The 21,944-nt window shown below is 60.0% G+C and carries 19 protein-coding genes; 8 read left to right on the top strand and 11 right to left on the bottom strand.

The features are described from left to right. Nucleotides 1–13 precede the first annotated feature (13 nt). The 3 genes from IH404_RS00605 to uvrD all read right to left on the bottom strand — a co-directional run bounded on the left by IH404_RS00605 (nt 14) and on the right by uvrD (nt 3,843). A complete protein-coding gene (locus tag IH404_RS00605; RefSeq protein ID WP_005792567.1) occupies nt 14–421 on the bottom strand; it encodes an SMI1/KNR4 family protein in 408 nt (135 codons plus the stop codon). A 135-nt stretch (nt 422–556) separates the two neighbouring features. Beyond that, nucleotides 557–1,426, bottom strand: a complete 870-nt coding sequence (locus IH404_RS00600; RefSeq protein WP_005792566.1) for a Tim44 domain-containing protein — start codon at nt 1,424–1,426, stop codon at nt 557–559. Nucleotides 1,427–1,659: 233 nt separating this feature from the next. Beyond that, nucleotides 1,660–3,843 (bottom strand): DNA helicase II, encoded by a 2,184-nt coding sequence (gene uvrD, locus IH404_RS00595; protein ID WP_005792565.1) that lies wholly within the window; start codon nt 3,841–3,843, stop codon nt 1,660–1,662. Nucleotides 3,844–4,122: 279 nt separating this feature from the next. Here uvrD and IH404_RS00590 point away from each other — a divergent pair, with 279 nt between their 5' ends. The 3 genes from IH404_RS00590 to IH404_RS00580 all read left to right on the top strand — a co-directional run bounded on the left by IH404_RS00590 (nt 4,123) and on the right by IH404_RS00580 (nt 8,370). After that, nucleotides 4,123–6,996 (top strand): EAL domain-containing protein, encoded by a 2,874-nt coding sequence (locus IH404_RS00590; protein ID WP_194439620.1) that lies wholly within the window; start codon nt 4,123–4,125, stop codon nt 6,994–6,996. A gap of 163 nt (nt 6,997–7,159) precedes the next feature. Then, nucleotides 7,160–8,026, top strand: a complete 867-nt coding sequence (hexR, locus tag IH404_RS00585; RefSeq protein ID WP_003177007.1) for a transcriptional regulator HexR — start codon at nt 7,160–7,162, stop codon at nt 8,024–8,026. Nucleotides 8,027–8,172: 146 nt separating this feature from the next. Then, entirely contained in the window at nt 8,173–8,370 is a 198-nt protein-coding gene (locus IH404_RS00580) for a hypothetical protein (RefSeq protein WP_087945270.1), read from the top strand. Here IH404_RS00580 and IH404_RS00575 read toward each other — a convergent pair. Continuing rightward, nucleotides 8,300–9,274 carry a LysR family transcriptional regulator gene (locus tag IH404_RS00575; RefSeq protein ID WP_005792563.1) on the bottom strand — a complete coding sequence of 325 codons (975 nt, stop codon included), beginning with the start codon at nt 9,272–9,274 and terminating at the stop codon, nt 8,300–8,302. The genes IH404_RS00580 and IH404_RS00575 overlap by 71 nt on opposite strands. 196 nt (nt 9,275–9,470) lie before the next feature. Between IH404_RS00575 and IH404_RS00570 the strand changes: the two genes are divergently transcribed. Both IH404_RS00570 and oadA read left to right on the top strand, forming a co-directional pair. Further along, nucleotides 9,471–10,886 (top strand): acetyl-CoA carboxylase biotin carboxylase subunit, encoded by a 1,416-nt coding sequence (locus tag IH404_RS00570; RefSeq protein WP_003195732.1) that lies wholly within the window; start codon nt 9,471–9,473, stop codon nt 10,884–10,886. An 11-nt stretch (nt 10,887–10,897) separates the two neighbouring features. After that, on the top strand, nt 10,898–12,706 hold the full coding sequence (gene oadA, locus IH404_RS00565; RefSeq protein ID WP_005792562.1) for a sodium-extruding oxaloacetate decarboxylase subunit alpha: 1,809 nt from the start codon (nt 10,898–10,900) through the stop codon (nt 12,704–12,706). Between the two features lie 67 nt (nt 12,707–12,773). On the opposite strand, the gene IH404_RS00560 is transcribed toward oadA, so the two are convergent. After that, complete coding sequence (locus IH404_RS00560) at nt 12,774–14,165, bottom strand: hypothetical protein (protein ID WP_194439618.1); 1,392 nt, start codon at nt 14,163–14,165, stop codon at nt 12,774–12,776. A gap of 125 nt (nt 14,166–14,290) precedes the next feature. Next, nucleotides 14,291–15,592 (bottom strand): autotransporter outer membrane beta-barrel domain-containing protein, encoded by a 1,302-nt coding sequence (locus IH404_RS00555; protein ID WP_005792560.1) that lies wholly within the window; start codon nt 15,590–15,592, stop codon nt 14,291–14,293. 282 nt (nt 15,593–15,874) lie between these two features. Between IH404_RS00555 and IH404_RS00550 the strand changes: the two genes are divergently transcribed. Further along, nucleotides 15,875–17,200 carry a HipA domain-containing protein gene (locus tag IH404_RS00550; RefSeq protein ID WP_032803756.1) on the top strand — a complete coding sequence of 442 codons (1,326 nt, stop codon included), beginning with the start codon at nt 15,875–15,877 and terminating at the stop codon, nt 17,198–17,200. Next, the gene (locus IH404_RS00545; RefSeq protein WP_005792558.1) at nt 17,197–17,475 is read left to right on the top strand and encodes a helix-turn-helix transcriptional regulator; all 279 of its coding nucleotides are present in this window, start codon (nt 17,197–17,199) and stop codon (nt 17,473–17,475) included. The genes IH404_RS00550 and IH404_RS00545 overlap by 4 nt, the downstream gene beginning before the upstream one ends. Nucleotides 17,476–17,478: 3 nt before the next feature. On the opposite strand, the gene IH404_RS00540 is transcribed toward IH404_RS00545, so the two are convergent. Together IH404_RS00540 and IH404_RS00535 are read right to left on the bottom strand one after the other, a co-directional pair. Beyond that, a complete protein-coding gene (locus IH404_RS00540; protein ID WP_005792557.1) occupies nt 17,479–18,249 on the bottom strand; it encodes an amino acid ABC transporter permease in 771 nt (256 codons plus the stop codon). Next, entirely contained in the window at nt 18,246–19,067 is an 822-nt protein-coding gene (locus IH404_RS00535) for an ABC transporter substrate-binding protein (protein WP_005792556.1), read from the bottom strand. Before IH404_RS00535 ends, IH404_RS00540 begins: the two co-directional genes overlap by 4 nt. 114 nt (nt 19,068–19,181) lie before the next feature. Between IH404_RS00535 and IH404_RS00530 the strand changes: the two genes are divergently transcribed. Beyond that, the gene (locus IH404_RS00530; RefSeq protein ID WP_194439617.1) at nt 19,182–20,084 is read left to right on the top strand and encodes a homocysteine S-methyltransferase family protein; all 903 of its coding nucleotides are present in this window, start codon (nt 19,182–19,184) and stop codon (nt 20,082–20,084) included. Between the two features lie 43 nt (nt 20,085–20,127). On the opposite strand, the gene IH404_RS00525 is transcribed toward IH404_RS00530, so the two are convergent. From IH404_RS00525 to IH404_RS00515, 3 genes are read right to left on the bottom strand one after another with little or no spacing between them, the layout of a single operon-like run. Further along, complete coding sequence (locus IH404_RS00525; protein ID WP_005792554.1) at nt 20,128–20,799, bottom strand: GNAT family protein; 672 nt, start codon at nt 20,797–20,799, stop codon at nt 20,128–20,130. Between the two features lie 10 nt (nt 20,800–20,809). After that, a complete protein-coding gene (locus IH404_RS00520) occupies nt 20,810–21,256 on the bottom strand; it encodes a GNAT family N-acetyltransferase (RefSeq protein WP_005792553.1) in 447 nt (148 codons plus the stop codon). Beyond that, on the bottom strand, nt 21,253–21,891 hold the full coding sequence (locus IH404_RS00515) for an FMN-binding negative transcriptional regulator (protein ID WP_005792552.1): 639 nt from the start codon (nt 21,889–21,891) through the stop codon (nt 21,253–21,255). Before IH404_RS00515 ends, IH404_RS00520 begins: the two co-directional genes overlap by 4 nt. Between the last annotated feature and the right edge of the window lie 53 nt (nt 21,892–21,944).

The following is a 21,944-nucleotide window of genomic DNA, read 5'->3' as shown; positions in this document are numbered from 1 at the left end:
TTGGGTGTGGGACTCAGCTTTCCAGCCAGACGTCCCGCGCCCAGTGCCACACCGACTCCCAGGTTTCTTCGGTAACGAGTTCTTCTTCACCGGACCACAGCACCACGGTGCCGTCTTCTTCGACGCAGTAGTAGTCATCGCCGTCCTGGCAGATCGGGATCATGCTGCGGTCGACGCCGGCGTCCCAGGCGTTGGCGGCAACGTCCGGCAGGTAGGTATGGGATTGTGGGTCGGTGACGGTCACCGGCTCCAGGCTGCCGTACACCACGTCGCTGACAGTCAGCAGGAATTCGCGGAAGACAAAGGGGATGTCGATGAACAGTTGTTCCTCGATCTCCACCAGCAGGTCTTCGTCAGGCAGCTCCAAAGGAACCGGGACCGGTTCGTTGGCTTCACGCAATTGTTCGATGATTTCTTCCACGGCCGGGATCCTCTTGCTAGATGGCGCGGTTTATAGGGGCGTTTTATACAGTAGCTCGCTATAAGTGCAACCGTGAAATAGAAAACCCCGGACATGTCCGGGGTTTTTGTTACCGCTTGCTCAAACGCGTGAGTATCAGCCGTTCTGGCGGATACCGGCGACCAGCCATGGCTGGTTCTCGCCCTGGGCACGTTCCATGTTCCAGCTTTCGCTGAACACTTCGCCCTGGTCGAAACGCGACGACTTCGACACGCCGCTGAAGGTCAGGGTGGCGATAGTCTTGTCGGCACGATCATCCACACCTTCAAGCTGTACGCGCAGGTCGTCGATGTAGGTCGACTGGAACGCATCGCCGATCTCGGCGCGTTCGCGCTTGAGGAACTCCAGCAGTTGCGGGGTCACGAACTCGGCAATCTTGTCCATTTCGTTAGCGTCCCAGTGCTGTTGCAGGGACTGGAAGTGGCTGCGGGCCGCTTCTACGAAACGCTCTTCGTTGAACCAGGCCGGAGCATTGATCACCGGACGGGCGGCGGCAGGTGCTGCCGAACCACCGAAGATCGAACCCATGGCTGGCTTCTGCTCGAACACTTCACGCTGCATCGGCGCGCCGGCTGGAGCCAGGTGCTCCTGCTGCTTGCGGCGACGGGCAGCGATAAAGCGGAAGATCACGAAGGCGATGACGGCCAGGATCAGGATGTCGAAGATCTGCATGCCCTGGAAGCCGCCGCCCATGAACATGGACGCAAGCAGGCCACCGGCGGCGATACCGGCCAGAGGGCCCAACCAGCGCGAAGCACCGCCGGCCTTGGCAGCAGCGCCAGCCGCACCGGCTGCACCCGCAGTTGCGGCAGCACCGCCGGCACCGGCGGATGGAGCCATTTGACTGGTTTGGTGAGTCGGCGCTGCGCCAGAGCTTTTGCCGCCACCGAAGCGTTTGGCGTTGGCGTCCAGGCTCATCGTCAAGCCGATGCACAACGCCATGGCGATGCTAAGAAAACGTTTCATAAAGGGAATTCCCATTTGTGGATTGCACGCGCGCCATGTTGCACAGGTGTCGTGGCAGTGGCTAGCGGCATAATGTTTCGGGCTTTTGCGTAAGACCAAATCCGAAGGGTCTGTAGGACTAACTACAGATATTGGCCCGTGCTCTTCTAAAACAAGGGCGGGCCAATAATCTTCATGTTACGCAGTGTTTCTTGTGGCGAGGGAGCAAGCTGCCTCGCCACAAACAGCTCGCTTCAGACCGCTTCGAGCTTCGCGTAACCCATCATCAGCCACTTGCTGCCTTCGGCGAAGTTCACCTGCACCCGGGCCTGGGCACCGGCGCCTTCGAAATTGAGGATCACACCTTCGCCGAAGATCGCATGTTTGACCTGCTGGCCAAGGCTGAACGGGGTTTCAGGAATCTCGGAACCGGCAAACATAGTGCTGGAGTTCTGCTGCTGGCCGCCCCCGAACGGGCGACTGACGCTGTTGGACAGGCGCACTTCCTGGATCAAGCCCTTCGGCACTTCACGTACGAAACGCGACACCTTGTTGTAGGTCTCGCTGCCATACAGGCGTCGGGTCTCCGCGTAGGTCATCACCAGGTTCTGCATCGCCCGGGTAATGCCCACGTAGGCCAGGCGGCGTTCTTCTTCAAGGCGGCCGGGCTCTTCCAGGCTCATCTTGTGGGGGAACAGGCCTTCTTCCATGCCCACCAGGAACACATAGGGGAATTCCAGGCCCTTGGCGCTGTGCAACGTCATCAACTGGATGCTGTCTTCATGCTCATCGGCCTGGGTATCGCCGGCTTCCAGTGATGCATGACCCAGGAAGGCGGCGAGCGGCGTCAGCTCTTCATCTTCCTCGGTGTTTTCAAAGGCGCGGGCAGCGCTGACCAGTTCCTCAAGGTTTTCGACCCGGGCCTGGCCTTTCTCGCCTTTTTCCGCCTCGTGGTAGGCGATCAGGCCGGACTGCTCGATCACGGTCTGGGTCATCAAGTGCAGGGGCATTTCTGCGCACTTGGCGGCCAGGTTCTCGATCAGCTCGACAAACACCCCCAAGGCCCCGGCGGCGCGGCCGGTCAAGCCTTTGTTGGCGATCAGCAAACGCATGGCTTCCCACATCGACACATCGGCATGGCGCGCATGGTCGCGGATCGCTTCAACGGTTTTCTCGCCAATGCCGCGGGCCGGGATATTGATCACCCGCTCCAGCGCCGCATCGTTACCACGGCCTTCGAGCAAGCGCAGGTAGGCCATGGCGTTCTTGATTTCGGCACGCTCGAAGAAACGCTGGCCGCCGTAGATGCGGTACGGGATACGTTCGCGCAGCAAGGCTTCTTCCAGTACCCGCGATTGGGCGTTGGAGCGGTACAGAATCGCGATATCGCTACGGGCCAGCCCGGTTTTCAGCGCGCTTTCGATGGTTTCCACCACGTAGCGTGCTTCATCGTGTTCGTTGAACGCGGCATACAGGTTGATCGCTTCGCCTTCGCCGCCGTCGGTCCACAGCTCTTTGCCCAGGCGCCCGGTGTTGTTGGCGATCAAGGCGTTGGCGGCCTTGAGAATCCCGGCGGTGGAGCGGTAGTTCTGCTCCAGACGAATGGTCACCGCGTCCGGGAAGTCCTCGGAATACTGATAGATATTCTCGATTTTCGCGCCGCGCCAGCCGTAGATCGACTGGTCGTCATCACCCACCACCATGAGGCTGTCGCCGCCCTTGGCCAGCAGGCGCAACCAGGCGTACTGCACGGCGTTGGTGTCCTGGAACTCGTCGACCAGGATGTGGCGGAAGCGCTTCTGGTAATGGGCCAGCAAACCGGGGTTGTCACGCCACAGGTCCAGAGCGCGCAGCAACAGTTCGGAGAAGTCGATCACGCCGGCGCGTGCGCAGGCCGCCTCGTAGGCTTCATAAATGCTGCGCATGGTGGCCAGGAACAAGTCGCCGCTGGCCTGGATATGTTGCGGGCGCAGGCCCTCGTCTTTCTGGCCGTTGATAAACCACTGGGCCTGACGCGCCGGCCAGCGTTGTTCATCCAGGCCCAGTTCGCGGATCACCCGTTTGACCAGGCGTTGCTGGTCATCGCTGTCGAGGATCTGGAAGGTCTGGCTCAGCCCCGCTTCCTGCCAATGGGCCCGCAACAGGCGGTGCGCCAGGCCGTGGAAGGTACCCACCCACATGCCGGCCGGGCTGATGCCCATCAACTGCTCGATGCGATGGCGCATCTCGGCAGCGGCCTTGTTGGTGAAGGTCACCGACAGGATGGAATGCGGGGACGCGTTTTCGACCTGGATCAACCAGGCGATACGGTGCACCAGCACTCGGGTTTTACCGGAGCCAGCACCGGCCAGGACCAACTGACGGCCAACGGGGGCCGCTACGGCCTGGCGTTGGGCATCGTTGAGGGAGTTCAGCAAAAGAGAGAGATCATCGCGCATCGACGCATTCTATGGGCCTAAAGGGGCTCGGGCAAATCCCAATGCCCGGTGGTCGACGCAAAACACTTCGCACACCACCCAGCGGGCAAAGATTCTGTCGCGAGGGATGACCGGTCGGTCATGGGCCGCAGCCCGCGCCGCGTCTTGCTCAAGCTGTCTGGGCCAAAGGTTTGCGGCCCATTGCAGGCGGTTTTTTATGACGTGGGGCAGTTTGGCCCAGGCGCTTGCTTGTGTATGCTCCGTCGACGTTTCGGGTTCACCATTATAAGAACATCGCCTATGACCCTTAGCACTGACCTGTTTGGCCCCTCGGTGGCGCCCGCGCAGGTCATCCGCAAACACTATGCAACCCAAATGGCGGTCGAGCGCACACGCCTGCTGTATCAGGGCTCGTTGCTGCCGACGCTGCTGATGCTGGTCAATGGCCTGGTCTGCGCCTGGTTGCTGTGGAATCCCGAGCACTACCTGCTCGACAGTCTCTGGTTGCTCTGGTTACTCGCTCTGGTGGCGATGCGCGTGATCCAGGTGGCGGCTTTTGATTCGGCCATGCCCAGCCGCCAGGCCCAACCGGTGTGGCGGCGTATGTTCATGCTCGGCTCGGCGGTCAGCGGCCTTACCCTGTCCATTGCCGCCATCGCCCTGGTACCCACCGACAGTTTCATGCATCAGGCCTGGGTGTTCGGCCTGATCGGCGCCGCTACCTTGTCGGCCAGCGTGGCCTATGCCGTGAGCCTTTGGGCCTTCCTGTCATTTGCCTTGCCCTGCCTGTTGCCGGCCATTACTTATCTTTTCTGCAATGGCACCCCACAGCAGCAGGGCTGGGGCGTGCTTGGCCTGATCCTGCTGGCGTCCCTGAGCCTGGTGGCGTGGCAGGTCAACCGCTTGATCCAGCGCGGGCTGTTGCGTCGCTTCCAGAACCAGGCCCTGATCGAGCACCTGCAGCAGGCCCGGCAGCGCAGCGAGCAGCTGAACCTGGAGCTGGTGCGTGAAGTCGAGCAGCGCCGCCAGGTCGAGCAGGACCTGCGCGAAGCCCAAATCGGCCTGCAAGACCGCGTGGCGCAACGCAGCCAGGAACTGGATGCCGCCAGCCTCGCCCTCAATACCAGCGAAGCGCGCCTGGCCATGGCCCTGCAAGCCAGTGAACTGGGCCTGTGGGACTGGAACCTGCAAACCGACGAAGTCCATCACACTCAGCTCAAGGAACTGTTCGGCCTGGAGCCTGAATACGTCAAGGCGATGCTCAGCCACCTCAAGCCGCGCCTGCACCCCGACGACCTGCCATTGCTCAAGCACGCGCTGGTGGAGCACTTGAAAGGTCGCAGTGAGGATTATCAGGTGGAATACCGGATACGTCATGGCGATGGGCATTGGATGTGGATCCAGGACCGTGGGCGCGCAGTAGAACGTGCGCCTAACGGCCGCGTCGTGCGGATGCTCGGCACGCGCCGCGACATCAGTGCCAGCAAGGCGCTGGAAGAACAGCAACGGCTCGCCTCGACGGTGTTCGAGGCGGCCAGCGAGGGGATCGTGATCCTTGATCCCGAGTACGCGCTGATTGCGGTGAACCAAGCGTTCAGCCGTGTCACCGGTTTTGACATCCACGACATGCTTGGTCGCAATGTCGTGGAGCTGCCCAGCAGTCGCGATGCGCGACGCCACTTCCCGATGATCCGCCAGGCCCTGCTCAGCCGTGGCACCTGGCAGGGCGAGTTGATAGAAACGCGTAAAAACGGCGAGCTCTACCCGCAGTGGTTGCAACTGAATGTGGTGCGCGATGTTCGGGGAAACGTCAGCCATATTGTAGGCTTTTTCGCCGATCTTTCGGCACGGCGCGAATCCGAAGAACGTATGCGCTACCTTACTCACTATGACGAGCTGACCGGCCTGGCCAACCGTTCGCTGTTTCGCGAACGGCTGCACGAAGCCCATCAACGCGTGCGCCAGGGCGGGCGCAGCCTGGCGCTGCTGCATATCAACCTGGACCGCTTCAAGCTGCTCAATGACAGCCTGGGCCATGAAGTGGCCGACCAGTTGTTACAGAAAATGGCCCGGCGTTTGATCAATGCGCTGCCCGAAGCCGACACCATTGCGCGCTTGTCCGGCGATGAGTTCGCGGTGCTGTTCGATGCCTACGGCAATTTGTCGAGCCTGGCGCGCGTGGCGACGCGGCTGTTGGCGAAACTGCGGGTACCGGTAACGGTGGAGGGGCACGAACTGGTGGTCAGTGCTTCTATGGGTGTCAGCTTGCTGCCAGATAATGCGCGGGAAATCTCTGCGTTGGTCAGCCAATCGAATATGGCCATGCAGCACGCCAAGCATCTGGGCGGCAATAATTTCCAGTTTTACACCGACAGTTTGCAAGCCAGCACCCTGGAGCGTCTGCAGCTGGAAAACCACCTGCGCAAAGCGATCGAGGAGCGCCATCTGAGCGTGTTCTACCAGCCGAAGTTGTGCCTGGCGACCGGCAAGCTGAATGCCGCCGAGGCGCTGATTCGCTGGGAGCATCCGCAGTGGGGCATGGTGCCGCCGGGGGACTTTATCGGCCTGGCTGAAGAAACCGGCTTGATCGTGCCGTTGGGAGAGTTCGTGCTGCGCCAGGCGTGCTGGCAAGCTTGCGAGTGGCAGCGCCAGGGGCTGGCGCCGATTCGCGTGTCGGTGAACCTGTCGGTGCATCAGCTGCGTCAGGGCAAGCTGGTCAGCCTGGTACGCCAGGTCCTGGAAGAGACCGGACTGGACCCGCAATACCTTGAGTTGGAACTCACCGAAAGCCAGTTGCTCGATAGCGTTGAGCACATCATCGCCACTTTCCAGCAGTTGCGTGACCTGGGGGTGAAGCTGGCCATCGACGACTTTGGTACCGGTTATTCGTCCCTCAGTTACCTCAAGCGTATTCCTGTGGATTACGTGAAGATCGACCAGGCCTTTATCCGTGGTCTCGGTCAGGCGCGTGAGGATGCCGCTATCACGCGGGCTATCATTGCCATGGCCCATGGGCTGGCGCTCAAGGTGGTGGCCGAGGGCGTGGAGGATCAGCAGCAGCTGGATTTTCTGCGCGGTGAACAGTGCGATGAGGTGCAGGGTTATCTGATCAGCCCGCCAATGCACGCCGAAGGGCTGGCGGATTTGTTACGCAAAAATGCAGATTTTTCTTAACGCCGCGTTGGCTGCCTTTATGGCTACATGGCGTCTGCCCGCTGAAACCAGAGGGGAGCAGGGCGATTTAGTGATGCATCGAACGGGCAAAACGACAATTCTTGTAGTATAACTACAAGCTTGCTACATCCCTGGCACCTGCCAATAACAAGAGTCCTGCCCTTTGAACCTGTTGCAACATATCGCCCAGTCGCGCCACCTGTTACGCAAATCGGAACTCAAGGTTGCCGATCATGTGCTGCTTGACCCTGCGGCCGTGATGCACAGTTCCATGGCCGATCTGGCTCACAGCGTGGGTATCAGCGAGCCGACCATCGTGCGCTTCTGCCGCGCCATTGGTTGCTCCGGGTTTCAGGATTTGAAACTCAAGCTGGCGCAAAGCCTGGCGGCCGGCGCGAGCTTTGGCCAGTTTGCCATCCATGAAGACGACTCCGTCGCCGACTACAGCCTGAAAATCTTCGACACCACCCTGCACACCCTGATGGAAGTGCGCGAGAAGCTCGACCCGGTGGAGCTGCAAAAGGCTGTGACCGCGATGTCCCAGGCCCAGCGCGTCGAGTTCTATGGCTTTGGCGCTTCCGGCGCGGTGGCTGCCGATGCCCAGCACAAATTCTTCCGTCTGCTGCTGACGGCCGCGGCCTACAGCGACCCGCACATGCAGGCGATGTCGGCAGTGACGTTGAAGCCCACTGACGTGGCCATCTGTATTTCCCAGTCCGGTCGCTCCAAAGACCTGCTGATCACCGCCAACCTGGTGCGTGAAAGCGGCGCTTCGCTGATCACCCTGTGCCCGAGCCAGACGCCATTGGCGGAGCTGTCCACGGTTAACCTGGCGATCGACGTGCATGAAGACACCGAAATCTACACACCGCTGACCTCGCGTATTGCCCACCTGGTGGTGATCGACGTGTTGGCGATGGGCGTGGCCATGGCTCGCGGCCCGAGCCTGGTCAACCACCTCAAGAGCGTTAAACGCAGCTTGCGTAGCCTGCGTCTGTCACCCAAGTCCGTCAAAGCCCTCGACGACTAAATACCTGCACACAGAGCTCAATGTGGGAGGGGGCTTGCTCCCACATTAGATTCTCCATGCATCCAGAATCTTCATGAGGCTGTCATCCCCCCGTCATCCGTCGCGCCCATCCTGTACTCCCCCGTACTCGCATTGGGAGACTCCACATGACTCGGCACTACGAAGACAGCAACAGCACCGTCAAGACCCGTCGTCAGCAGGAAGACCAGCGCCGCATGGCGTTCCGTCGCGCCATCGAAGACCGTTGCGAAGAGCGCCAGTTGCTCCAGAGCATCAGTGACTACCCGGAACTCCATTGGCAGGCACCCGTGGCTGCCCAGCGAAACGCTCAGCCAGCGCGCTGATCTGCACCCGTTCGCTGCGGATAAAGCCCAGGAACGCATGGGCCACCGGTGACAGGCGTTTGGCCTTGGCCTGCACCAGGCACCAACTGCGGTACAGCGGCAGTTCTTCCACCGGCAGCTCTTTGAGCCCGCCGGTGGCCAGTTCCAGGTTCAAGGCGTGGCGCGTCAGCAGCGCCACACCCAAACCTGCGACCACGCACTCTCGTTGCGCCTCGGCCGAGGCCACTTCCACGGTCTGTGTGAAGTGCACGCGTTTTTCCTTGAAGTACTCTTCGCACGCCAGCCGCGTGCCGGAACCTGGTTCGCGGACAAGCAGCGTGTAAGGCTCCAGGTCTTGCAGGCGCAGCGGCCCTTGCAGGCTCAACGGATGATCCGGCAGCGCCACCGCGACAATCGGATTATTGAGAAACGGCAGGAATTCCAGGCCCATGTCCTGGGGCACCATGGACATGATCACCAGATCATCGCGGTTATCCGAAAGCCTGCGGATTACCTGGGCACGATTGACCACGGTCAGGTGCAGTTGCACTTCCGGGTGCTGGCGCTTGAAAGCTGCAAACAGGTGCGGCACGAAGTACTTGGCGCTCGATTCCACCGCCAGCTTCAGTTGGCCCTGCAGTGAGCCCTGCATGTCCGATAGCTGCATATCGAGGTTTTCCAGGCGTCCGAAAATATCGCGACTGGCCCGTTGCAGGGCTTCGGCGGCCTCGGTCATGTAGAGCTTCTTGCCGACGTAGTCGAACAACGGTTGGCCGATCAGTTCTTCCAGCTGGCGGATTTGCAGGCTGACGGCCGGTTGCGTGAGGGACATTTCCTCGGCGGCACGGCTGTAAGAGCGCAAATCGCACACCTCATGAAAGATCTGAAGTTGCCTTAATGTCAGCCTCATCAATGACTTACGCATTATTTATCCCCTCTCAGCCCCGGCCATACCGGCAACTATAAGTCTTTGCTTATGCATGACCCAATAATTATTGATTTTTGTTAATCCCTTGGCGGGCTTAGTGTGTGTCTCGCGACTGTCATGAAACATTTGGTCACGCGCCGACCCACCTCAAGCGGGTCGAAAAACGCAGCAATCGGCTCAAGGGAATTTCCAAGTGATAAAAAAGATCCTGATCGCCAACCGTGGTGAAATTGCCGTACGAATCGTGCGTGCCTGCGCCGAGATGGGCATTCGCTCGGTCGCGGTTTACTCGGACGCCGACCGCCACGCGTTGCACGTCAAACGTGCCGACGAAGCCCACAGCATCGGTGCCGAGCCCCTGGCCGGCTACCTCAACCCGCGCAAGCTGGTGAACCTGGCGGTGGAAACCGGTTGCGACGCGCTGCATCCCGGCTACGGCTTCTTGTCGGAAAATGCCGAACTGGCGGATATCTGTGCCGAGCGCGGCATCAAGTTCATTGGCCCTTCGGCCGAAGTGATTCGCCGCATGGGCGACAAGACCGAAGCGCGCCGCAGCATGATCAAGGCCGGTGTGCCGGTCACTCCCGGCACCGAGGGCAACGTCGCGGATATCCACGAAGCGCTGACCGAAGGCGACCGCATTGGTTACCCGGTGATGCTCAAGGCCACTTCCGGTGGTGGCGGGCGCGGTATCCGTCGTTGCAACAGTCGCGAAGAACTTGAACAAGCCTTCCCCCGCGTCATTTCCGAGGCCACCAAGGCGTTCGGCTCGGCGGAAGTGTTTCTGGAAAAATGCATCGTCAATCCCAAGCACATCGAAGCGCAGATCCTCGGTGACAGCTTTGGCAACGTGGTGCACCTGTTCGAACGCGATTGCTCGATCCAGCGTCGCAACCAGAAGCTGATCGAAATTGCCCCCAGCCCGCAATTGACGCCTGAACAGCGCGCCTACATCGGCGACCTGTCGGTGCGTGCGGCCAAGGCCGTGGGCTACGAGAACGCCGGTACCGTGGAGTTCCTGCTCGCCGAGGGCGAGGTGTACTTCATGGAGATGAACACCCGGGTGCAGGTGGAACACACCATCACCGAAGAAATCACCGGCATCGACATCGTCCGCGAACAGATCCGCATTGCCTCGGGCCTGCCGCTGTCGGTGAAGCAGGAAGACATTCAGCACCGTGGTTTCGCGTTGCAGTTTCGCATCAACGCCGAAGACCCGAAAAACAACTTCCTGCCCAGCTTCGGCAAGATCACCCGTTACTACGCCCCCGGCGGCCCCGGTGTGCGTACCGATACAGCGATCTACACCGGCTACACCATCCCACCGTTCTACGACTCCATGTGCTTGAAACTGGTGGTGTGGGCGTTGACCTGGGAAGAAGCCATGGACCGCGGCCTGCGTGCCCTGGACGATATGCGCCTGCAAGGCGTGAAGACCACCGCCGCCTACTACCAGGAAATCCTGCGCAACCCGGAATTCCGCAGCGGCCAGTTCAACACCAGTTTCGTGGAAAGCCACCCTGAGCTGACCAACTACTCGATCAAGCGCAAACCCGAAGAGCTGGCCCTGGCCATCGCTGCCGCCATCGCCGCCCACGCAGGCCTGTGAGGAATATAAGAATGAGCAAGAAGATTTTCGTAACCGACACTATCCTGCGCGACGCCCATCAATCGTTGCTGGCCACTCGTATGCGCACCGACGACATGCTGCCGATCTGCGACAAGCTCGACAAAGTCGGCTACTGGTCCCTGGAAGTCTGGGGTGGCGCAACGTTCGACGCCTGCGTGCGCTTTTTGAAAGAAGACCCGTGGGAGCGCCTGCGCAAACTGCGCGCTGCGTTGCCCAACACGCGCCTGCAAATGCTGCTGCGTGGCCAGAACCTGCTGGGCTACCGCCATTACAGCGACGATGTGGTCAAGGCCTTCGTGGCCAAGGCTGCCGTCAACGGTATCGATGTGTTCCGCATCTTTGACGCCATGAACGACGTGCGTAACCTGCGTGTGGCCATCGAAGCGGTCAAGGCTGCCGGCAAACATGCCCAGGGCACCATCGCCTACACCACCAGCCCGGTGCACACCGTCGATGCATTCGTGGCCCAGGCCAAACAATTGGAATCCATGGGTTGCGACTCTATCGCGATCAAGGACATGGCCGGCCTGCTGACTCCTTATGCCACTGGCGAACTGGTCAAGGCGCTCAAGGCCGAGCAGAACCTGCCGATCTTTATCCACTCCCACGACACCGCGGGCCTGGCTGCGATGTGCCAACTCAAGGCTATCGAAAACGGCGCCGACCATATCGACACCGCCATCTCCAGCTTCGCGTGGGGCACCAGCCACCCGGGCACCGAGTCGATGGTCGCCGCCCTTAAAGGCAGCGAGTTCGACACCGGCCTGGACCTGGAGCTGCTGCAGGAAATTGGCCTGTACTTCTACGCGGTACGTAAAAAGTACCACCAGTTTGAAAGCGAGTTCACGGCAGTCGACACCCGTGTGCAGGTCAACCAGGTACCGGGCGGGATGATTTCCAACCTGGCCAACCAGTTGAAAGAGCAGGGCGCCCTCAATCGCATGAGTGAAGTGCTGGCCGAAATCCCACGTGTACGTGAAGACCTCGGCTTCCCGCCGCTGGTCACTCCAACCTCGCAGATCGTCGGCACCCAGGCGTTCTTCAACGTGCTGGCCGGTGAGCGCTACAAGACCATCACCAACGAAGTGAAGCTCTACCTGCAAGGCGGCTACGGCAAGGCCCCGGGCACTGTGAACGAAAAGCTGCGCCGTCAGGCCATCGGCAGCGAAGAGGTCATCGACGTTCGTCCGGCTGATTTGCTCAAGCCGGAAATGACCAAGCTGCGCGGTGAAATCGGCACGTTGGCCAAGTCCGAAGAAGACGTGCTGACCTACGCCATGTTCCCGGATATCGGGCGCAAATTCCTTGAAGAACGCGACGCAGGCACTCTGGCCCCTGAAGTCCTGCTGCCGATTCCGGAGGCAGGCGGTGTGGCACGTGCCGGTGGCGAAGGCGTGCCGACTGAATTCGTCATCGACGTGCACGGTGAAAGCTACCGTGTGGACATCACCGGTGTCGGCGTGAAAGCTGAAGGCAAGCGCCACTTCTACCTGTCCATCGACGGTATGCCAGAAGAGGTGGTGTTCGAGCCGCTCAACGAGTTCGTCAGCAGTGGCGGCAGCAAGCGCAAGCACGCCACCGAACCCGGCCATGTCAGCACGGCGATGCCGGGCAATATCGTTGATGTGCTGGTCAAGGAAGGCGACGTGGTCAAGGCCGGCCAGGCTGTATTGATTACCGAAGCCATGAAGATGGAAACCGAAGTGCAGGCCGCGATTGCCGGCAAGGTGACCGCTGTTCATGTGGCCAAGGGCGACCGGGTCAACCCGGGTGAGATCCTGATTGAGATCGAAGGCTGATAACAGCCTTCGACACTACCGCTTAATCCTCGGGGGGGCAGGTGCCCTCCTTTTTTTTGCCTGGAATTCAGGCCTCTGTAGAGGGTTGGCGCCTGAAACTGACAAAGACCCCGCTGGGTGTGTAGATCAGCCTCGGCGTCAAGGTTTTAAGGTTGCTGGTGATCCTGTTGAAGCGTCCCTCAATCTGAGCAGCGTCGATAACACGTAACTGGCGGGTAAGCAGTTCGTCGTTTTCGTGTTCGACCTGGATATTCAGTGTTGTGCCCTTGAGGCGGGCGCTGTTGCCGACTTTCAAGGTGCTGTGCGCTTCTCCCATGCCGAGGATGAAGGCCAGGGTCGACCCGTTTGCCAGGTCAAGGTCGTGCTTGATTCGCGTCTGGCTTTTCAGCGCAGGGTCCAGCAGCAGCGTGCCGGCAACGTCAAGATTGGTTACCGTGCCTGCGGTGTAAGTTGCGCCTGCATCAATCGTCATTGAGCCACCGATGTGACTCTGGTTGATCAGCGTTGCCCCGCGAGAGACTCGGCCTTGCTGATTGGCGTCCAGCGCACCGTCGAGGGTCCAGGAACCGCTGCCTATCCACAGGTGCTGGATACGGCGGGCGCCGTTGAAAGTGCCACCTTGGACATCGTCCAGCACGACGTGATTGGTGCCACTGCCACCGTCTACTTTGCCGTTGAATTGAGCGTTACCGCGCACAGTCAACACATCATCGCCACCCCCCATATCCAGGGCGATGCCTTCGGTGCCGCTTATCAGCCCATCGTTGGTGACTTGGTCATTGTGTTCTCCGATCAGCCTGACGCCGTAGCCGTTGCGACCGGTGATGATGCCCTCGTTGATCAACGAGGTGCTCCCATAGGCCGGCCCCAAGTCCCCATTGTCTACCAGCACCCCATGATGTGCGCCGCGAATAACTCCACGGTTATAGATTTCGCCGCCGCCCATGGCGATGCCTTCGCTGGTGTTGGGGGCTCCGTTCTTGTCCGCGCCATTGGCCCCGGTGCCTTCAATGAGCCCGTAGTTGTGCACGCGTGCACGTTTGTCGATGTCCAGGCCATCACCGTCGCCATCATTCTCTTTGGATCGCTGGGCATCCGCGCCCCTGATGATGCGGTAGTTGACGACGTCTGCATTGCCCTTGGATTTCAGACCGGCCCCTTTATGGCCGATGATTACGCCGTGATTGATCAGCGTCACATCGTCGGTGGCTTTGATGCCGTTGCTGCCACCCGCTACCGCTCCGTGGTTGACGATTATGCTTTCTGCGCTGTTCGCGCTTATGCCGCTATACGACTCCTTGAAGCGCGTGGAAGGCCCGGTGGATATGTGCCCGTAGTTGGTAAAATGACCACCGGTGGCGAGTTCGATAGCGTTACTTTTTTCAGCATAAACAGGGGCTGTTGCCGGACAGCCAGGCAGGGGGATATAGGCCGCAAACTGGTGGGGTACTCGTAACATTGGGTTTCGACCTCAAGTGTGCTTGAGGTCGAAAACTAACGCAGGTAACAGCCGACAGATGTCGGCTGGCAGAGCAGATGATTGTAAGAAGGCTCGCTGTCGGGATGTCGTCTGACGATGCTCGGTTAAAAGCTCATCGTCCATTGCCCCTTCAAACCCTGGTTGCGGCTATGGGTGCCAGCTTGGCCGCTGTAAGCCAGGCCCAGGGTGTGTTGCTTGGATAACGCAAGATCAAGGCCCAGGTTTACGTCGAGGCTATTGCGGTCCAGGGACGTGCCGGTAATGGTGAAGCCATCAAGCGCAACGGGTGCATTGCGATAGGTTTGGTGCACCTGGCTGTCAACCGCGCCGTAGAGGTGTTTCCAGCCGGCGCTGAGGTGAGGCGTGAGGCTGACCTGATCATCGAGCCTGTAAACCGTCGCCAGGCGCAGGCCAACGGTGCTGTTAAGGTTCTGCTGGGTCTGCGCGCCGACGTTCAGCGCGGTCAGGCCGCCACTTTCCTTGAAACCGTCGCGGTGATGACGCTGGTAGCCGAGGCCAGCGAAAGGCTCGATGTGGAGGTCCTGGCTGCCCAATTGATAGCCCAGCTCAGAGAACAGCGTTTGGCTTTGGGCATCGTAACGAGACTTGAGCGAGTCCTTGTAATCGAGCAGGTTGACGTCGCGCCGATTGGTCCCGGCATGGCTGCTGTAAATCGCCCCCAGGCGAAGGGCCAGCGGGCCGTCCTGACGCACCGCGTATGCGCCCAGGTGCAAGCTGTCCAGTTCGGTGGAGAAGCGGTGCGCCTTCAGGTCACTGGCGGATTTTGCCCCCATAACACCCACACGCCAGGCGTTATCCACTGCCCAGTCGGCGCCCAGCATCAGACCCTTGCTATCGTGCTTCAGTCCGGCGCTGCCGCTTCGTGGGTCGAGGTGGCCGCCGTTACTCAACCCTTGTACCCAGAAACGACCGTTGTCGTCGTCGGGCAGGTTGCGCAGGGACGAGAGCAATTGGCTGCTGATGTGGCTGGTGACGGCGTATGTGGCGCTGAGCAGGTTCGCGTTCTGGCTACCGGCCAATTGCTCCAGGGCTGCGCCGATCCCGCCGGGCTGTGCGGCGAGTGCGTCATTTACCTTTTGCAGCTCCTTGAGCTCCTCCGAGGTCAATTCGCCGGACTTGAGCAGTTCAAGCAGCGCCGGCTCCAGCACCTTGGCCACTTGCACGCCATTGTAGGTGGAGGCTTGGCCAATGAAGTAGCCGGGGTAGGGCCCAGGGATTGGCGGCGTACCGACTTCAGGTTCGAAGGCCCACTCAGTGTCGAGCGAATCATAGGGTTGGTAAGAAAATGATGTGTATTCGATGTCACCCCGCGCTTGTGCAGGTTGCACACTGACGGCAATAACAAGGCTGATGAACGCTGCGATTCTTTGGGATGTAAAGGGCATGAATTCCCGACCTCTGATGAATGAGGTCGGGAATGTAGCGGGAGCGTGGGGCGATAACTGTCAGGCCATTGACCGCTGGTTTGCGGGAGTTGTCTTTAGTCAGGTGCGATTAAAAACTTATCTGCCAGTGGCCAAACTGTGGTGCTTGTTTCGCTACCGCGCCTATTGGTTCTACGCATTTTAATGCAGATTAAAAGCTGGGTTTGCGCTAAAGTATGCACTATATTGCATATTTAACGTCTGATATGCGTAGATAAACGCATTAACTTGCAGGTGCGAACCATGCTCCGTCTGACCTTACAAACCTACGTCGAAGGCCATTGGCGGGATGCTATGTTTCTGACTTTTGATACACCGCAGCAAGGTTTTGAAAGCCGATGCAGTTTTGGCTATGACCAGCACTACTTGGTGGAACATCTTGAGGACATGAGCCGCCTCTTCGACAAGGCTGTTAGCGCCAGATTTCCTCTGGAATGGGGAGGTAATAGAGCCTCATGTGCTCCCGCTTTTGTGCATGACCTCGCCCCTGCGGGGGCGGCTAAGCGTTTTCTTATGGCGCGTGTGGGTCGGGAAAAAACGGATGACATAAGCGCAGATCTATTTCTGCTGATGCGCAGCACGCCCGCTCCCATCGGTCACATGCGCATCAAGGAGTCGATTGAAGCCTTGGACATGCGACCCCCCATGGGATTTGAGCGCCATGACGTGGTCCAGCGCGACAGCCGCTTTCTTGAATACGCCTATGAGCAAGGAGCGGCCATCGGTGGTGCGACAGGTGCGGGCGGTGAGGCGCCCAAACTGCTGCTGACAGAAAACCAACAAGGTTTGCTGTACCCGGATGCCGTGCTGGATGATCAACAGGTTAAACAACATTGGTTTGTGAAGTTTGCGCGCAATAAAGGCACGCAGACGGATCAGGATATCCTGCGTAGTGAATACCACTATTACAAAGCTCTGCAGACCTTGGGCATGGATACCGTAGCTGCCTCAGGGCTGGCTCTGGAAGAAGCGAGCAAGCCGAGTGTGTGGATGCACCGCTTTGATCGACAGGTCACTGCCCAAGGCGTTCAGCGTTACGCGGTGGAATCAATTTACTCATTGGCGGGTGTCACCGTTCCCGGCAGTGCCATGGCACATCGTGAAGTACTTGAGTTGTTGATTGGCTTGTGGCGAGAGGCGGGTCAGTCGCACGAGGTGCCAGCCCTGGTCGCTGAATACCTTAAGCGCGACCTGTTGAATAAAATCCTCGGTAACTCGGACAATCACGGCCGTAATACATCGATTATCCGCGAAGCGAACACCCTGCGCCTCGCACCTATATACGACATGGCACCCATGGTAATGGACGACGAAGGGGTTACGCGCAGTACCAAGTGGCCTAAAGAGCTGGAGCGAGCAGGGGAGGTGGATTGGCGAGGGGTTTGTGACAGTCTGGGTGACCTTGTCGACAGCCAGAAGCTATTCGAAGATCTCAGGGTGATAGCGCAACAGCTATCGGCGTTGCCGGACATTCTGAGCACCAGTGGCTTGCCGGCAGTCACCATGAATCACCCTGCGATCGCCTTGAAGAATTTGCCGCGACGTCTTAAAGAATGGGGGCTGACATGAGCCGCAGCGTTGAAGAGCGAACCCTGCTGATCGAAAGCATTCAGACCTCCCTCGCCGATGGGACATTGGAACTCGCCGAGGCTGTACGTCGCCTGCGCACCGAAGTTACGGGTTTGCACCAGAGTCAGTTTGCCAGAATGTGCAAAATCTCTGTGCGCACCCTCGTTCACATCGAACACGGCGAGGGCAATCAGACCGTGAAATCGCTTAACGCGGTCTTGCGACCTTTCGGTATGCAGATGGGCGTGGTCAAGTTGCGACGCAACAGATCTTGAGCTTCAGCCGCGCCGCACATACCCCTTGCCGAAATGCCGCTCCATGCGCGCCTGGATCAGCTCCAGTCCGAGTGAAAGCACCCAGTAAATGATTGCCGCCGTGGTGAGCATCTCGATGTAGCGGTAGCTGGAGCGGCCATAGGACTGTGCCAGGAACATCACTTCCCATACTCCCATCACCGAGACCAGCGACGAGTCCTTGAGCATCGAGATGAACTGGTTGGTGGCCGGGGGGATGATGGTGCGCATGGCCTGGGGCAGGGTGACGTGCCAGAAAATTTCCCGGTCACGCATACCCAGGGCCAGCGCGGCCTCGCGTTGACCATGGGGCACGCCGAGGATGCCGGCGCGGAAAATCTCGCTCAGGTAGGCACCATAGTTCAGCGACAACGCGATGATCCCGGCGACGATGGCGCCCGGCACCAGGCCCAGTTGCGGCAGGCCCAGGTAAATCAGCAGGATCTGGATCAGCAGCGGCGTGCCACGAAAGAACGAGGCGTAGAAACTGGCAATGCCAAACGCCACCGCGCTTTTCGACAGGCGCCCCAGCGCAGTGATAAAGCCCAGCACCGATGACGCAAGCATGGCGCACAGGCACAGGAACAGCGTCAGCGCCGCACCTTGCAGAAAACCGTTGGGCGCCAGGTGCAGGCCGACCAGGTTGGGCAGCTTGTCGAGAATGATCGAGAACTTCAGGTCAAAGCTCAGGAAGAAACTGGCAAACAGGGCGAACAGCGCCGCCCAGGTCAGGTAAAGCCGTATGCGAAAACTCATTGGCTGATGTCGGCGCCGATCCATTTTTGCGACAGCTTGCTCAAGGTGCCGTCCTGTTTGAGCTGGGCGAAGACCTCACGCACTTTGCTGTCCCACTGCGCGTCGCCTTTCTCGATGGCCACCGAGTTGGGCTCCGAATACAGCGGTGCGCCGGCCAGCTTGAAGCGCTTGTCCTGGGTCAAGCGCGGCTGCGCGGTAACCAGGTTGGTGAGGATTGCGTCCAGGCGCACGCCGGCGCCCAGGCCGAGGTCCTGGAAGGCCACGTTGTCGGTATCGTACGGGGCGATCTGCACGTCTTCGAACGGGTACTGCAGCTGCGTGTCTTCGGCGCCTTCGATGACCAGGCTCTTGTTCAGGTAACTCTCGTAGCTGGAGGCGCTGGTGAGCCCGACTTTCTTGCCGCTCAGGTCCTTGGCTTCGTGGATGCGATCATCCTTGGCGTTGACCACGATCACCGCGGGCGAGGCGTAATACTCAACCGGGAAGTCGAACACCTCGGCGCGTGCCTTACTCGGGGTCATGGAGCAGATGCAAATGTCATAGCGCCCGCTCCAGCGGCCAGCGGCAATGACGTCCCATGAAGGGGTTTCCAGGCGCAGCTTCACGCCAAGCTTTTGCGCCACGGCCTTGGCCACATCCACATCGAAACCGTCGAGCTGGTTCTGCTCGTTGAGAAATGAAAACGGCGGGTAGCTTTCCATCAGCACGCCGACCAGTTCCTTCTTCTGCTCGATACGATCCAGCGTGGCACCGCCAAAGGCTTGGGTGGAAGCAGCCAACATCGTCAGGCCCAGGGCCAACAGCGGTCTGAATTTCAAAATCGAACACCTGAATAAAAAAGAGGTTGTTATTAACCGAACGGTACGCATTAAATAGTTATAAGAACGACTCTCATAGTGAGTTATTTTCATAAGCATATGAGTAAAAAGCATATGGGCGCAGCACGCACAGTAATTCTCGATGGTGGCATGGGCCGTGAACTGCAACGCCGTGGCGCGCCGTTCCGCCAGCCGGAGTGGTCGGCATTGGCCTTGAGCGAAGCGCCGCAAGCGGTGGAGGCGGTACACGCGGCCTATATCGACAGCGGTGCCGACGTGATTACCAGCAACAGCTACGCGGTGGTGCCCTTTCATATTGGTGAGGCGCGCTTCGCCGCCGAAGGCCAGGCGCTGGCCGCATTGGCCGGTGAGTTGGCGCGACGGGCGGTGCAGGCGTCCGGCAAGGCGGTGCGTGTCGCTGGCTCCTTGCCGCCGCTGTTTGGCTCCTACCGGCCCGACTTGTTCCTGCCGGAGCGGGTCAGCGAGTTGCTGACACCGCTGGTGCAGGGCCTGGCACCTCACGTCGACCTGTGGCTGGCGGAAACCCAGAGCTCAATCGTTGAAGCGCGAGCGATTCATGCCGGGCTGCCGCAGGACGGTAAACCGTTCTGGCTGTCGTTCACCTTGAAAGATGAAGACACTGACGACGTACCGCGCCTGCGCTCCGGCGAACCGGTAGCGGAAGCGGCCGAGGCGGCGGCGCAGTTGGGTGTGCAGGTGTTGTTGTTCAACTGCAGCCAGCCGGAAGTGATCGGCGCGGCGATCGATGCCGCGCGGGAGACCTTCGAGCGGTTGGGCGTAGCGATTCAGATCGGCGCCTACGCCAACGCCTTCCCGCCGCAACCCAAGGAAGCCACGGCCAACGATGGCCTGGACCCGTTGCGCGACGACCTCGACCCACCGGGTTACCTGCATTGGGCTGCTGATTGGCAGGCGCGTGGCGCCAGCCATTTGGGTGGGTGCTGTGGCATCGGGCCGGAGCATATTGCGGTGCTGGCGCAGCGCCTGACCAACTGATCCACCGCAGATTAAAGTGTGGGAGGGGCGGTGCGAGTGAGATCTAGATCCGGCAGTCGGCCAGCGTTTTCAGCTGGCCCGAACCGCTCTGGTTCGCCTCAGACAACCACGCCTCAAACCCCGCGCCCACTTTGGGCCATTCCGAATCCAGGATCGAATACCACGCCGTATCCCGGTTCTGCCCCTTGACCACCATATGCTGGCGGAACACCCCCTCAAAACTGAACCCCAATCGCTCGGCCGCATACCTGGAGCGCGCATTGCTGTTGTTGCACTTCCACTCCAGGCGGCGGTAGCCCTGTTCGAACGCGTACTTGGCCAGCAGGTAAACCGCTTCGGTACTTTTTGGCGAGCGCTGCATCGGCGCGCCGAAGGTGACGTGGCCGATTTCAACGCGGCCTTGGGCTGGGACGATGGACATCAGGCTGAGGATGCCCTGGACCTGACCGCTCGCGCGGTCGATCACGCTGAAAAAATACGGGTCGCTATGGGCCGCATGGTTGTTCAGCCAGGTATCAAAGGCGCCGCGCTCGGGAAACGGGCCGTAGGGCAAATAGTCCCATAGCTTCGGGTCAGCACCGGGCCCTTGTAGGGCTTGCCACAGTTGATCGCCGTGGCGCGCCGGGTCGAGTTTTTCCAGGCGGATAAAGTGTCCTTCAAGCAGTTGAACCGTGGGTGACGGGACGCCTTTCCAGTCGGCGAGGGAAGTGGACATGCTGGGCTCCTTAAAGACCTTGGCGAAATTGGATGAAACCAGGGCGTTCGGCGATGCGTTCGTAGAGTTGGATCGCGGTGGCGTTGGTCTCGTGGGTCAACCAGTGCACTTTGCAGCAGCCATCGGCCTTGGCGGTGGCGTAGACGAACTCGATCAGCTTACGACCCACGCCGGTGCCGCGTTGGGATGGATCCACTAAAAGATCCTGCAGGTAGCACGAGTTCTCGATGCTCCAGTTGGAGCGATGATAGATGAAGTTAACCATGCCCACCGCCTTGCCGTCCTGCCAGGCGAGCGCCGAGTGGGTCGGCTCGCGAGCGTCTATCAGGCGTTGCCAGGTGCTTTGGCTGATGGCGTCCGGTAGTTCGGTGTTGTAGAACTTCAAGTAGGCCAGCCACAACGGTAGCCAGGCGGCGTGGTCCGCGGCGGTGACTTGGCGGATGTCGATCGGGGTCATTCTGCAACTCCTTGGGGAATGAAACGGGCGAGATTCTGGTCGCGCAGATCAGCGCTGCCGGCCAGGGCTTCACGTACGCCGGCCATATCGGCTGCGCTGCGGTTCTGGCTGAGCTTGCGTTTGCCGACCAGGCGGTCGATAGGCAGGGCAAAGCCAACGATGGCCTTGAGCATCGCGTCGATGTAGTCGTCCGGCGCGTCGCCGACGGCCCAAGGTTGGGCGCGGCCGCGTTCGTGGTGATCAGTGAGGGCGCCGACGACCTTGAGTAATCGCTCGCCGTCGCTGAACACCTCGGCCTTGCCGTAAGCGTGCACGGCGAGGTAATTCCAGGTGGGCACCACTTTGCCGTGCTCAGCCTTGGAGGGGTAAAACGCCGGGCTGACATACGCCTCGGCGCCAGCAAAGATGACCAGTGCTTCACTGCCGTTTTGCAGGTCGCGCCACTGCGGATTGGCTTTGGCCAGATGCCCATAAAGCGTACCGTTGGGTCCTTCGTCGGGATTGAGCAGCAACGGCAGGTGGCTGGCCTGCAGGCCGTTTTCACCCACGGTCACCAACTGCGCAAGGCGCGTGTGCTGGATCAGTTGCTGGATTTGGGGCAAATCATCGAGGGCGAAGGCGCGAGGTGTGTACATGGAAATTTTCCTTGGCGAATGCCTGCATCCTAGGCAGGCTAATGGCTCGTTGT

The sequence above is a fragment of the Pseudomonas sp. OST1909 genome (assembly GCF_015277575.1).
GTDB classification, from domain to species: Bacteria; Pseudomonadota; Gammaproteobacteria; order Pseudomonadales; family Pseudomonadaceae; genus Aquipseudomonas; species Aquipseudomonas synxantha_A.
This window is presented reverse-complemented; position numbering and strand designations above follow the sequence as displayed.